12 protein-coding genes and 1 rRNA gene are annotated in these 14,151 nt (G+C 40.5%); 8 read left to right on the plus strand and 5 right to left on the minus strand.

Translation table 11 applies throughout. The features are described 5' to 3' along the window. Positions 1–93 precede the first annotated feature (93 nt). A 5S ribosomal RNA gene (gene rrf, locus PROVALCAL_RS00425) occupies positions 94–209 on the plus strand. A 677-nt stretch (positions 210–886) separates the two neighbouring features. Here rrf and idi read toward each other — a convergent pair. The 4 genes from idi to PROVALCAL_RS00445 form a co-directional block, all read right to left on the minus strand. Then, positions 887–1,408, minus strand: coding sequence for an isopentenyl-diphosphate Delta-isomerase (gene idi / locus PROVALCAL_RS00430; RefSeq protein WP_006662853.1), 522 nt, complete (start codon positions 1,406–1,408; stop codon positions 887–889). Positions 1,409–1,585: 177 nt separating this feature from the next. After that, complete coding sequence (gene narL, locus PROVALCAL_RS00435) at positions 1,586–2,224, minus strand: two-component system response regulator NarL (RefSeq protein WP_006662852.1); 639 nt, start codon at positions 2,222–2,224, stop codon at positions 1,586–1,588. 38 nt (positions 2,225–2,262) lie between these two features. Further along, a complete protein-coding gene (gene narX, locus PROVALCAL_RS00440) occupies positions 2,263–4,041 on the minus strand; it encodes a nitrate/nitrite two-component system sensor histidine kinase NarX (protein WP_039861364.1) in 1,779 nt (592 codons plus the stop codon). Positions 4,042–4,115: 74 nt separating this feature from the next. Next, positions 4,116–5,036: a DUF808 domain-containing protein gene (locus PROVALCAL_RS00445; RefSeq protein WP_006657079.1), complete on the minus strand. Its 921-nt coding sequence runs from the start codon at positions 5,034–5,036 to the stop codon at positions 4,116–4,118. A gap of 210 nt (positions 5,037–5,246) precedes the next feature. On the opposite strand from PROVALCAL_RS00445, the gene PROVALCAL_RS00450 reads away from it, so the two are divergent. From PROVALCAL_RS00450 to PROVALCAL_RS00470, 5 genes are all read left to right on the plus strand, one after another. Beyond that, positions 5,247–6,233, plus strand: a complete 987-nt coding sequence (locus tag PROVALCAL_RS00450) for a glycosyltransferase (protein WP_006657080.1) — start codon at positions 5,247–5,249, stop codon at positions 6,231–6,233. 236 nt (positions 6,234–6,469) lie between these two features. Then, positions 6,470–7,216, plus strand: a complete 747-nt coding sequence (locus PROVALCAL_RS00455) for a helix-turn-helix transcriptional regulator (protein WP_006657081.1) — start codon at positions 6,470–6,472, stop codon at positions 7,214–7,216. Between the two features lie 348 nt (positions 7,217–7,564). Continuing rightward, positions 7,565–8,866, plus strand: coding sequence for an NAD(P)/FAD-dependent oxidoreductase (locus PROVALCAL_RS00460; protein ID WP_006657082.1), 1,302 nt, complete (start codon positions 7,565–7,567; stop codon positions 8,864–8,866). A gap of 56 nt (positions 8,867–8,922) precedes the next feature. Further along, a complete protein-coding gene (locus tag PROVALCAL_RS00465) occupies positions 8,923–9,291 on the plus strand; it encodes a cupin domain-containing protein (protein ID WP_006657083.1) in 369 nt (122 codons plus the stop codon). Positions 9,292–9,320: 29 nt separating this feature from the next. After that, complete coding sequence (locus PROVALCAL_RS00470; protein ID WP_006657084.1) at positions 9,321–10,814, plus strand: aldehyde dehydrogenase family protein; 1,494 nt, start codon at positions 9,321–9,323, stop codon at positions 10,812–10,814. A gap of 58 nt (positions 10,815–10,872) precedes the next feature. Here PROVALCAL_RS00470 and PROVALCAL_RS00475 read toward each other — a convergent pair whose 3' ends face one another. Next, complete coding sequence (locus PROVALCAL_RS00475) at positions 10,873–11,541, minus strand: helix-turn-helix domain-containing protein (protein ID WP_006662847.1); 669 nt, start codon at positions 11,539–11,541, stop codon at positions 10,873–10,875. A 398-nt stretch (positions 11,542–11,939) separates the two neighbouring features. Here PROVALCAL_RS00475 and PROVALCAL_RS00480 point away from each other — a divergent pair, with 398 nt between their 5' ends. Next, positions 11,940–13,433: an APC family permease gene (locus PROVALCAL_RS00480; RefSeq protein ID WP_039861366.1), complete on the plus strand. Its 1,494-nt coding sequence runs from the start codon at positions 11,940–11,942 to the stop codon at positions 13,431–13,433. Further along, entirely contained in the window at positions 13,408–14,013 is a 606-nt protein-coding gene (locus tag PROVALCAL_RS00485) for a DUF3156 family protein (RefSeq protein WP_117584493.1), read from the plus strand. Before PROVALCAL_RS00480 ends, PROVALCAL_RS00485 begins: the two co-directional genes overlap by 26 nt. Positions 14,014–14,151 lie beyond the last annotated feature (138 nt).

Consider the following 14,151-nt stretch of genomic DNA (forward strand, 5'->3'; position numbering starts at 1 on the left):
GGGAAGCCGAAAGGTGAAGGACACAGCAGCTTGTTCAAGATTGATGTTCTGGTTTAGCAAAGAAGTGGGCTAAACGGGAACAAACAGAATTTGTCTGGCGGCCATAGCGCGGTGGTCCCACCTGATCCCATGCCGAACTCAGTAGTGAAACGCCGTAGCGCCGATGGTAGTGTGGGGTCTCCCCATGTGAGAGTAGGGAACTGCCAGACATTAAATTAGCCGAGAAGCCACCCATAGGGTGGCTTTTTTGCGTTTGGGAAAAAGGAAAATCGCCTAAAATTGGCTTGTGTGGTCCTTGCTATAAAAAATCCGCTATATACGGTGTCAGGCGAAATGCAAATGGAAGAAAATTTGCCTATTTCTCAGCAGCTTCTCATCACCCCCTTGAACGGTCGCCCTCACCGATATCGCATCATAACCACGACGCCCTATTTAGTGTGACACTCCAGAGAAATTTAGAATATGGTGCTTGTGCTGAACGGGGAGATGAAAAATGCTAAGCTTCGTTAATACCGATTTATTTGGATGGCACAGCCTAGATTGGCTTGATTGATTCGCTCGAAATGATGTTTGGGACAGTCAGCATCACAATGAAACACCGCCTATTAGTACCGCTTTCCTTTCACACAACAAAAAGTATCCGATCACAACTTAAGTGTTCATATAGCTCCCATATTTCACGTAGCCCGGAAGTACGAGTATAGAATATCGAGGGAGAGTTTTAAGGAGGTTGGAAAATGAAGGCTGATGACTGTATTTTATGCTGATGAAAAATTCTAGACTTTCTCTACTTACCAAAGATAAGTGTCTTTAAAATCAATTAGATATAAATAAATTACTGTTCAACGCCAAAAATTTATCTATGATGATTTGATGCTAATGAGTATCAAGAATAGAAATTTAATAGTGGGTATTTTTCCCAAATTTTTTTAAACCATGGTGTAAATTTTTCAGGATGAATACGGATTTCTTTGTCTAGAACGTCTAGGCTAACCCATCGAATAGCGCTGACCTCATCAGGATTTGGTATGACTAGTGCATCATAGTAACCCACAAATAAATGGTCATACTCATGTTCAATTAACCCGCCATAGACGTCTGCTTTATAAATAAACTCACCAACATGTTTTAATTCGGTTGAGAAACCGAGTTCATCATTTAAGCGACGCAACGCCGCATCGTGGGTCTCTTCTTGTGGTCTTGGATGACTACAGCAGGAATTCGCCCATTGCCCTGCAGAATGGTATTTATGGAGAGCACGTTGTTGAATGAGTAATTCGTTCTTATGGTTAAAAATAAAGATAGAGAATGCACGGTGTAAGCAGCCACGCTGATGAGCCAGCAATTTTGGCATTGTCCCAATTGGCGTATCTTGTTGATTCACTAAAATAAGCAGTTCTTCTATCATTTGGTTCATCTATCTAAGTAAGGGGCATAAGCAAGTGTATTATAACTGGAAAGAAAGGACTTGTAGATTAGAGCTATCGAGATTTGAGCGGATTAGCCATAAATAGTAGAGAGGACATTCATAGCTAAGTGAATGGCTCATTTAGCTATGAATGAAGTGAATATATTGAAAAATATATTATTTTTGTTGAAGAACCCAAACAGCGGCTTCAACTCTAGATTTTAGATTTAACTTTTTAAGTAAATGTTTTACATGTACTTTTACAGTACTTTCTGCGATATCTAAATTACGGGCGATCATTTTATTTGAGAGTCCCTGTGCAATAAGTTCTAAAATATCGGATTCTCTTGGTGTTAATGCAATGGCATCACTTTCGTTTTGAGACTGATTTTCTCTTAATGATTCAGCAAGAACGGAAGTCAGTGTTGGGCTAACGACCATTTTTCCACTCGCGGCTTCTTTGAGGGCAATGATAAGCTCTTCTGGTTCCATATCTTTCAGTAAATAGCCATCAGCGCCTCTTTTTAGGGCACTGATTAGGTCATCGCTGTAATTGGAGACTGTAAAAAGAATAATTCGACCTGAAAGTTCGCGCTTTCTCAATTCATCAAGTGTCTCAAAACCATTCATACCTGGCATATTGAGATCTAGCAGGATCAGGTCAGGATCTTGCTCTTCTGCAATTTGAATTCCTGTTTTGCCATCTCCAGCTTCTCCAATAACTTGAAGTGAGGGCTCTAAGCTAATCAGCTGTTTTACGCCATTTCTGAGCATTGGGTGATCATCAATAAGAAGGATTGTTGATTTTTCAGTCATTATATTTTTAGTCTCCATGAATGATTTGATCCGGTGTTTTAAATGTCAGATAAAGGGAATGTGACTTTCACTTCTGTTCCCCCTTCGGCTCGTTGAGTAATGTAACACTCGCCATTTAGGCTGAGTGCCCTTTCTCTCATAATAATTAAGCCATAATGGTTAAGTTTATTTGGGTTATCGTCGATACCACTGCCATTATCATCGATCGTAATGGTGACAGTGCCTCTATTTTGGCTTAATGAAACTTTAGCCCACGTTGCATTCGCATGCTTTAAAATATTACTTAGGGCCTCTCGAATTATTTGTATGATGTGGATAGATTGATGGGGTGAGATACTTTTTGCTGGGATCTCATAGTTAAGCTGAATGTTGAATCCTATTCGCCCGCTGAATTCTCCTAAGGTGCTTTTTAATGAAGGTAATAAGCCCGATTCAGTGAGCTTCAAGCGGAATGTTGTCAGCAATTCACGCAGCTGACTGTATGCGGTATTAATTTCTGTGCGCATTTCATTGAGTAAATGCAGTGTAGTTTCAGGTAGCGGCTCTGGTTGCATTTGGAGATAGCTTATTTGCATTTTTAAGCATGAGAGGGATTGTGCAATTGAGTCATGGAGCTCTCTAGCAATAGCCGCTCGTTCATCCATGATCAACAATTGTTGCTGTTGCTCTATCTGTTGTTCCATGGTGAGCATGCCAGAAATTTGTTTAGCGAGCATTAGAACTAGTTTATTTTTTTCGTCAGAAAAAAGTTGATTTTGTTGAATTTCACCGATAATCACACCATATCGATGCATATTATCTGACAGATCCCACTGCAATGTTTGGGAGTCTTCCGCCAGATTATCCTTGGATAAATGCGATTTAGTTGAAGCCAGTTTTTCGTCGTTGATGTCTAAATTGGCAGAAGCATACGAAATTTCATGAAAATACTGCTCGTTGCTATCTTCATATAATTTGAGGCGTAAATTTTCTAACTGCGTAATATTCTTTAGCTCAGTGAGGACTTTTTGTAACCTCAAATAGAGTGTTTCCGATGAATGTAATATTTGATTTGATTGATAGAGATATGACAAAACACGATTCTTAGCGAGAAGATCGGCAGTTTTTTCTGCGACACGTTCTTCAAGTTGATGGTAGCTTTGGGCTAATTCATCAGACATATGATTCAGGGTTTCACCAAGGGCATTAAGTTCATCTTGTCTATTGTTTTTCATGGGAAAACGCTGTGTGAAGTCTTTACGCCCAATCGCATTAACCATGGAGAGAAGCTTCATCCATGGGTAGTAAATTTTTCGTCTTAAATGCCAGATTGTCCCCATGAGTAGCAGGAAAACTAAACTAATAAAAATAAGTTGGGTCATGGCAACATAAGCGATTTTCTTCTCAGTAATATCATCAATATTGTGGACCAATTCATTGAGCATATTAACGAAAGTAATGACTTCATAGCGTGCATCATCCGGTGATGACGCGCGAGTGAGGGCGGGTCTTAACGTATTGAGCCAAAACGCATGGATTTTATCAAATTCAGGAGTAAGGTTTTCAATTTTAACGACTTGAGTTAGTTCAGGGCTGAGTAAGTCTTTTTCTAAGGCATCAAGATAATTTTGGTTATGTTCATTGATAGGAGTTAAAGAGAGTAAGCGATAACTTTGCATACGCAAGGAACCGGATGTATTAATAGCATGGGCATTGCCTTGTGCACTGATGATCATGCGATTGGAAATCGTCATACCGATGATCCCCAAAACCGCGATAAGCAGCATTAACCCGATAACTTGGTTGATAATCGAAAATCGTCGATAAAGTGTCGGCATTTTCTCTTTTTCCTGAAACAAAATAGACTGGCTATTACCATAATGTATTTAAGGATATTAGTCAGTTTTTAGCGTTAATTTGTTTGTTTAAAACGAGCAACAAAGTTTATAACAAAAACAATAAGTAAACCGATTACTAGACCAAAGATTAAATTGAGGATAGAGGGTGCTAAAAATTGAAGTGTATTCCCGATGATGTGAATACCGCCTATCTTTCCTGCTATGTTTTCTATCCATGAGTGTAAATAGGTAATCCCGTGCGTGAGTATGCCGCCGCCAACCATAAACATAGCAGCAGTACCGACAACAGATAATGTTTTCATTAAATAGGGTGTTGCATAGATTAATCCGTTACCGAGTTTACGGAGCAGAAAGGCAGTTTTTTTCTGTAGAAAGAATCCCAAGTCATCGAGTTTAACAATACCAGCAACTAACCCATAAACCCCGATAGTCATGACAATGGCAATAATCGATAACACGACAAGTTGGTTCAGGATTGTTGTTGAAGAGACAATACCTAGGGTAATTGCGATAATTTCTGCGGATAAAACAAAGTCTGTACGGATTGCGCCTTTAATTTTTTGTTTTTCAAATGCCGCTATTTCATGTTCTAAAAGCTGAGCTTTGTGTACGGTTTCTGCCGGTGAAGTCTCATGTTTTTGAAGAAACTTATGAGCAAGTTTTTCAGCACCTTCAAAACAGAGATAAGCGCCTCCAAGCATTAATAATGGAGTCACTGCCCACGGTATAAAAGCGCTGATCAATAATGCGAGTGGAACCAATATGAGTTTATTGATAAAAGAGCCTTTTGCGACCGCCCAGACGACTGGAAGTTCTCTGTCAGCTCGAACCCCGGTGACTTGTTGTGCATTTAAGGCGAGATCATCACCTAAAACACCGGATGTTTTTTTCGCTGCCATTTTTGTCATTACTGACACATCATCTAAAACGGCGGCAATATCATCTAATAAGGTAAGTAAGCTACTTCCAGCCACAGGAGGATCCTTTTGTTATTGTGAGGTATCATTAATGTTCCTTAGGTAAAGGAAGTAAAAATTAGTTCACAGCTATTTGATAATTTGAGTAATAATAAGGATAAGTGAAGTCATTTCTATCATAATAGTATTGATTTAATTATGAAATTTCTCATGAAACACAAAAATATATTTTGTTATCATCATTTCCAATGAGTGTAAGGTTAACCCATGTCTTTTCAACCAGTATTAAGTATTGTTGTCGCGGTTTATAACGGCGAAAAGTTTTTACCCCATTTTTTTGACAGCTTAATTGCCCAAAAGTTAGAGAATTGGGAATTGATCATTGTGAATGATGGTTCGAAAGATGATAGCGAGTCAGTGATTCGCCAATACGAAGATAAGTTTGAAAATATCAAGGTGCTCGCTCAGGAAAATCAAGGTGTTTCAGTCGCACGTAATACAGGAATGGCAGTAGCAACAGGGCAATATATCACTTTCCCAGATATTGATGATGAGATTGATGCGAGGATGTATGGTCGCCTACTGGAGATTGCACTTGCCGGTGACTTAGACGTTGCGACCTGCAATGGTACTTACGTGTACACCAATGGGGATGCGCCAAAGGCTATTTTTCCACCAAATAAAGTTCCTTCTACTGGTGTGATCACGGGCCCTCAATGGTTACAAATTGGTTTGAGTTCCCGTAAATTTCTCCATGTAACTTGGTTGAATCTGTATCGCTTGTCATTAATTCGAGAACACAATTTTACCTTTGAACCTAGATTGCACCATCAAGATATTCCTTGGACTACCGAGATGCTGCTCGTTGCTAAACGAGTGCAGTTTATCAATGAACAATATTATGAATATCTGATTCATAACCAATCCGTTTCTCACTCTTTAACCGGAGATGAGCGCTCAGTACGTAAGATCAATACCTACCTGAAGATCTTGGATATGCTGATGGATATCTATAAACGTCATCCTGAGGAAGTGAAGCAAGCACCTGCTTGTTTATGGCAGGTGGGGAAAGAAGGTTTAGGCGTTGTTTTAGCGCTATTAGCGATTAAATCACCTGAAACGCAGAAGCAGATGGTTCAACTGTTTTTTGATAAAGGTTACTGGGATATTGTTTGGAAGCATGCCACAACACTGAAATTAAAATGGCGTTTGATCCGTCGTTACAGCAAATTGAAGGCCATTATCAATAAATAGTTCTCTAGCAGCCTTTCGGGGCTGCTCTCTTTTATTTCTCTTGTACTTTCCTCGATCCTTCAACTTATTAAATAATTGATAAAATACTATTAATATCTATAGTATATATTGTGATTTAATTAACATATTAATAACAAAGAAATTGAGCTTCCTCTCAGAATATGGTCTTTATAGGGTCATAGTTCGCCAAATATACAGGGTGATAAATTATTAATAAGTTAATGAGTGAGGGCTGAATGGATCATTATCTGCATAAATTACCTGACCTTATTGACTCAGTTGCCACCAATCAATTTTATCCAAACTTATTATCATGGTTGTCTTCGTTTGTGGTTTTTGATAATGCAATTATCTATGCCTTTGAAAAAGATGGTGCTCCACGTTTTCTATCGAAAGTTGAAAAGCGTAATAGTGATAGCGTTAATCGCATTTATCAGCGTGGGGCTTATTTGATGGATCCTTTCTATCAAGAACTACAAAAAGGCGGCAGTTCGAAGGTATTAACATTGAAAGATGTTGCCCCTAAAGGTTTTTATCATACGGATTATTATCTTAATTTTTATCGTAAGACGGGTTGGTGTGATGAGGCGGGTTTACTGTTGGAATTATCCGCAGATAAGCAATTAGGCATTTTCTTTGGGAATGAAGACCAACCGTTTCTTGCTGATGAGAAGAAACAAGGTTCATTAAAGGAAGCCTTTGATATTATTAGAAGTATTGCTCGATTACATAAGGAAGTTGTGCCCAATTCAGTATCCAGTCATTATCGTAATACGGACTTACAGACTTGCTTTGGTTTGACGCCGAGAGAGTGTGAAGTTGTAGCGTTAATTTTGGAAGGTAAAGGCTCCCCTCAAATCGCTGAATCGCTGTTTATCAGCTTAGGCACTGTCAAAAATCACCGCAAAAATATCTATCAAAAATTAGACATCAACTCGCAGGTTGAATTATTTAATTTGTTAATGACCCCAATAAAACAGTAAATTCCGCGGTTTAAAATGATTTTCGTTACCTGTTTAGTATTTAGACTGAATAATGAAAATATGTATTATTTTTCAATGAATTAAAAATAATCATTCACTTTAAAAACACGTGAAATTCTATTTTTATCATAAAGTATTATGTTTTTTATTAATATAATAATAAATATATATCCTTTTGAATTTAAATAGAAAAGTTTTTAATTGATTTAATCTTGTTTATAAGTAAATATTGTATCTACGTCACAAATGTTGGTTTTATGTTTCAAATGTCCCTAAAGGGCTATGTAAATGTTAATGTCAGGTTAAGATAATCAAGGTTATTCCCAGATACTAGATAGGGTATCAATTATGAATAACCAAGTAGAATCATTAACTTATTACTCAGCAACCAAAAAATATGACCTACGTTTTCCGACATTGAAAGAAGACATTGATGTTGATGTGGTGATCATCGGTGGTGGGTTCTCTGGTATTAACACGGCATTAGAGCTGTGTGAAAAAGGCATAACTAACATTGCTATTTTGGAAGGACGCCATCTTGGTTATGGCGGTACAGGGCGCAATGGTGGGCAAGTCATGGCAGGAATTGGTCATGACCTTGATGCAATTAAAAAACATGTTGGCTCTGAAGGCTTAGAAACGATTTTTAAGCTAAGCAACATGGGGGCAGGGATCATGCGCGACCGTATTGCTAAATACAATATCGATGCGGATTTTTGTCATGGCTATGCCTATTTAGGTAGCAATAAGCGCCAAGAGAAAACGCTGCGCAGCTGGCTGGCTGATTTTAAAGCTGTCGCACCCGATGAAGAAATTGAATTTTATACAGGATCTGATTTAAAGCAGATCATCGGTTCTGATGCTTACACATGTGGAATCAAACACATGGGAGGCGGTCATGTTCATTCACTTAACCTGTTATTGGGTGAAGCGAAAGCGGTGAGCGAATATGGTGCAAAAATTTTTGAAAACAGCCAAGTTTTGAATGTTGAGTACGGCGATACGGTAACGGTTCGTACCGCGATGGGCTCCGTGAAAGCGAAAAAAATGCTGTGGGCATGTGATGGTTTTTTGAATGGTCTCGAGCCGACACTATACCCAAAAACCATTAATACCTATGCGTATCAGTTAATGACTGAAGAATTATCTGATGAGCTGATTGAACGTATTAGCCCAATTCGTGGGGCATACAGTGATATTCGCCCGGTTATCGATTACTACCGTGTGACTAACGAGAATCGCCTGTTATTTGGTAGCTCAACGTACTTTTTAGAATACATTCCATCCGACTTGAAAGCGTGGAACCGTAAGCTGATGTTGAACGTTTTCCCATACTTGAAAGATGTGAAAATTGAACTGGCATGGGGTGGACCAATGGCATGTAGTGCTAATCTCTTTCCACAGATTGGGACTATTCCAGGGCATAAAAACGTGTTCTATGTACAAGGTTATTCAGGCTTTGGTGTTACGCCGAGCCAGATCGTGTGTAAGGTTCTGGCTGAAGGCATGGTAGAAGGCTCAAGCCGTTATGACCTGATGAGCTCTATTCCTCATGCTGACATTATGGGCAAGGACAGTATGCGTAACGCCATCGTTTCTCTTGCTAAATGTTGGCATCAGGTATCTGGATACTGGCAAGGTCGCCGCTAGGTTTCTTAAATTTAATTTCCATTTTTGATTTCATTATATAAGAGAAGGTAAGAGAGATGATCAGCCCATTACTGTTAAATAAAGCACTTCCTGAATTACTGAACATTGGTAGCGTGAGCAATTTAGGTTCTGTGGTTGTTGAAGGCGATCCACAAGCTAGCGTGTCAATGATCCACGGTGAGCCAACTGATAATCTGACTTGTGGAATTTTTGCTTGCACAACTGGGAAATTTAAAATGGTTTACCCATTTGATGAGATGGCAACTGTCCATGAAGGTTCTGTGAAATTAACAGATGTGAAAACGGGTGTAACAGTGGAATACCATAAAGGGGATTCTTGGTTCGCTGCAAAAGGAACCGAAGTACTTTGGGAAATCAGTGCACCACGTTTTGTAAAACACTATTTAGCCTGCGTAAATGCATAATTGAATCAATTCACGAGGTGGAGAAAACGATGAGTGAGTTAACCCTATTACCAGAAGTTAGAGAATTCTTGAAACGCCAGCATGGTCATTTTATCAATGGATTGCCTGTTTCTGGCAAGGGAGAGGCTTATTTCGATGTCGTGAATCCAGCTACCGAGCAAGTGATTGCCAAAGTTAAAGAAGGGACGCGCGAAGAAGTTGATATTGCCATGAATGTGGCCTATGCCGCATTCAAAGGCTCATGGGCAAATACTACACCGATGGAACGAGGCAATTGTTTGAATCGTTTAGCGGATTTGCTCGAAAAACACTTAGAAGAATTAGCACAATTAGAAACCTTAAGTTCCGGCAAAACGATTCAGTTATCGCGTTTTCTGGAAGTGGGTTCAGCGGCACAGTTCTTACGTTACTTTGCGGGATGGGCGACGAAGATCAGTGGTGAAACTCTGAATGTCTCATTACCGTCTTTTAATGGTGAAAAATATTCGGCATTTACCCAGCGTGAGCCTGTCGGGGTCGTTGCGGGGATTATCCCATGGAACTTTTCCATTATGATTTCCATTTGGAAATTAGCGGCGGCATTGACATGTGGCTGCACGATTGTGCTGAAGCCAAGTGAATTTACGCCTTTGACGATGTTACGAGTAGCGGAGTTAGCGAAAGAGGCGGGGATCCCTGATGGGGTTATTAATATAGTGAACGGCGGTGGGCGCGAAGTAGGGCCCGCTTTAATTAGCCATGAGTTGTGCTCAAAAGTGACTTTCACCGGTTCAGTACCAACAGGGTTAGCGGTTGGACGCTCAGCGATGGAAGGTAAGTTAACACGAGTGACATTAGAGCTCGGCGGTAAAAATGGCGCCGCATTCTTAGCAGATTTATCCGTTGATAAAATTGTTAGTGGCATTATCGAAGCGGGTTATTTAAATCAAGGGCAAATCTGTGCAGCGGCAGAACGTTTTTATGTTCCATCGACATTGATGGATGCTGTACTGGAAGAGCTAAAAGCCCGTTTATCAGCTATGAAGATTGGTTCTCCATTAGATGAAGACACCCAAATGGGACCGTTAGCCAATAAAGCTCACTACAATAAAATTTTAAGCCTGTTTGAAAAGGCGCGCCAAGATGGCAGTGAAATTATCTATGGTGGGCAACCAATTGCAGGTGCAGGGTACTTTGTCCCTCCAACAATTATTCGTGCAAAGAGTCCTGATGATGTCTTAATGAAGGAAGAGACATTCGGTCCTATCGGTACTTTCTTAGCTTATGATGATGAAGAAGAGCTGATTAAAATGATGAATAGCACGCCGTTTGGCTTAGCAGCGAGTGTGTGGACGAATGATCTCAGTAAAGCAATGCGTATGGTTTCGCAAATTGAAGCGGGGACTGTTTGGGTGAATATGCATACTTTCCTCGATCCTGCTGTACCTTTTGGTGGGATTAAATCTTCAGGTATCGGTCGTGAATTTGGAAGTGCCTTTATTGAGCATTACACAGAATTAAAGTCCGTCATGGTGCGTTATTAGAGCGTTAGTGGTTTTTTCTGTAAAGCAACAGTTTTCCCGGTCTCTGTACCGGGATTTTTTATAGAATTTTATCTTGGCGGATGATAAACCCGGATGAGACTAACTCAGTCCGGTTATTCACATTGGCTTTGGTAAAAATGTTGCGAAGGTGGGTTTTCACGGTGGAAAGGGAAACACCCAATAGTAGCGCAATTCTTTTATTACTTGCTCCTTCACGTACTAAGTGAATAATTTCTTGCTCTTTTGGGGTGTAGGAGACCAGAGAGTCCGGTTTCACATCAAACGTCATTAATTCTGCGATGGGCAATATAGCATTGAGCCTGACCACTTCCTGTGGCGTAAATGGGGTATCCCTCAATACAGAAATACCCGCCACAATTTTATTTTTTCGACGAATAAAGATTTCCGCCATGTCTGCAATGTGGTTCGGCTGCATAAAATCATGGAAGAAAGTTTTATCTTGCTGACGCATCTCTACGGGCATTTTGACTAAGCGCAGATCTTCACCGCGAAAATGGTCGGGGTGCAAGGGGTCATGTTGGGAAAATGCAGAGAGGTACTGTTCATGCATACGCGTAGAAATGCCGTATAACACATGACTTTCTGGTTGCCACTGTTCATTGACTAAATAATATACTGCCGCAGAAATTGGGATGATATGGGCAATAGTATTGAGACAGCAGTCGATTAAGCTCTGTTGACTCTCACTAAATAACGGTTGTTCCATCATCGCTCCTCATTCAAATTTTCTACTGACTATCATGCAATTTAATTGGATTAACATAAAACAAACATGTTAATAACGTGAGCTTGATTACACTATTCAAAACTTGTTTTTAACTGCTCAAAGGGGATTTTCTGCCCTTGGGTATCTTTTGCGACTTATTTATTAATATATTAATAAGATGCTTTTTGTCTAATCATTGATATTTAAATGATTATTATATTATTTATATTGTAAAACGGTACTTTTCGTTTCAGTTGATTGTTGTTCCCCTCTCTCTGGGTATCGTTCTAAAGGACGATGGCGACATGTTTATGCTTATTTCTATAGTGAGTAAGCAGTCACTTTATTTTTACAAAAAATTCACAATCTTGACTGTGAGCAGAGAGAGGGAAGCAAAAATGAATTTATCCTCAAAATTAACATCACATATTGAGAAAGGTAAGGTTGGCTTTCCAACTACGCTCGCCAGTTCGGTCGGCGTGATTATGGCAAGCCCAGTGATCCTCACGGTAACCAGTGGATTTGGAATCGGGGGCGATACCTTTGCCTTAGCGGTTTTATTGAGCTTTATCATGATGCAGGCTCAATTAACCACATTCTCTGAAGCCGCGGCAATTTTACCCACTTCGGGTTCAGTCTACGATTATATCTCTTGTGGTATGGGGCGCTTTTGGGCGATTACCGGTGCGCTGTCAGCTTATCTGATTGTCCACGTTTTTGCGGGGACCGCGGAAACGATTCTGTCTGGCATCATGGCATTGGTGAACTTTGAAAGCCTCAACACCGTGTTAGAAACCAATAACTCGTCTTGGATGGTAGGAGTAGGGCTAGTCGTTGCATTCGGTTTACTGAATGCATTTGGTATCGAAGCTTTTGGTAAGGTTGAAGTGGTACTGACTTTCGCGATGTGGAGTACATTGGTGATTTTCAGTATTTGCGGCTTGATGATGCCATTCCATGTATCCGCGGAGGGCTGGTTTGGTCAAGGTCTGAATATTTCTGACCCTACCGTTGTGCTCAGTTTCATTGGTATGGCGATGTTTATGTTTGTTGGCTGCGAGCTAGTGACACCAATGGCGCCAGAAATTAAAAATTCTGCCAAGGTTATTCCTCGTGCAATGACGATTGGCTTATGCGGTGTTGCATTTTGTATGTTCCTCTTTGGCGCGGCACTGACGAACCAAGTTGAAAACGTAATTATTGACCCACAACATGGCGTTAGTTTGCTAGAAACGCCGATGGCCATTCCTGCATTTGCTGGGCAGATTATGGGTGACTTCGGTAAATATTGGATTGGTATTGCGTTATTGCTGGCGGGTGGTGCGACTATCAATACATTAATGGCGGCCGTTCCCCGTATTTTGTATGGCATGGCGTTAGATGGCGCATTACCAAAGGCATTTGCTTATTTACACCCTCGCTTTAAAACGCCAGTGTTCGGTATTTTAGTGGCGGTGATGATCCCTTGCTTACACGCATTTGCTATTCAAGGGGATTTAGACAGAATTATCCCGTTGGTGCTGGCGGCTGTGTGTTCGTGGGGAACGGCGTACTTATTAGTGACGATTTCTGTGGTGATATTGCGTATTCGTCGCCCTGATTTACACCGTGCTTATCGCTCGCCATTCTTTCCAATCCCTCAAATTATTTCTAGTGTGGGGATAATCCTAGCGATTGTTTACATCACGCCTCCGGGTATGAATAAAGCAGATGTGTATATTCCATTTGCCATTATGTTGGGATTAACAGCGAGTTATGCATTAGGTTGGACCGTGTTAGTGCAGAAAGTAAATCCATTTAAACCCGTTCCGGTTGAACAGGTATTGTCTAACTCATTTGAAGATGACAATTCAGAGGAGGTGGAACTTGAGCCTTTACGTAACCTTGCCTAAATTATCGTGGTGGAAAAAGTTAACCCAAAAACGCCTCCCGACAGGGTATCAAGCGGGGTTAACGTTAAATCGGATAGAGAAAGACATCGCCCCTTATGTTTGTGAATGGGGGGCACCTGGAGTGCTCCTCATCCAATTGCCTCAAGGCATTAAAGTGGAAGTGACTGAGCGTGTAAAAACCTTGTTTATGGCGTTTATTGTGCATAGCCGTTTTGCAGTTTCAGGTAAATGTGATAGTGCGCTGGTAGCACAGATTGATGTGAAAACCGCAGGGTCTGCACGAAAAAAACAGGTGCGTTTTACCAGCCAGCAAGCCGATGGGCAGCCCTTTATTGAAAGTTTGGAGCAGTACCCAGTGATCCGCCAAACTTTCGAAGAATTGGATTTCACTTATTGTCATATTGCTGTCGAAAATGGGGTTTGGCGTTGTGAAATTGAGCCTTATACCGCATCGGAAATGGTTAGTCGGATCCCAACAGCTCGGCGTTATTTACGTTTGACTAACCAGCAGCGCCATCGCTTATTAAGCGCATTACAGCTGATTTCCCAACTCATCACTCAACACGTTTCACATCGATAACGCCCAAATTGGGCGTTTCGCATTTATGACAATCATCTTGATATCGACATAAAACCGTCATTCAACTGTCATCTAGCTGCTCTAGCATGCTGGTCAACTATTCGAAGCATACTTATTTACTCTTCTTATTGATTGGCA

The sequence above is a fragment of the Providencia alcalifaciens DSM 30120 genome, assembly GCF_000173415.1.
GTDB classification, from domain to species: Bacteria; Pseudomonadota; Gammaproteobacteria; order Enterobacterales; family Enterobacteriaceae; genus Providencia; species Providencia alcalifaciens.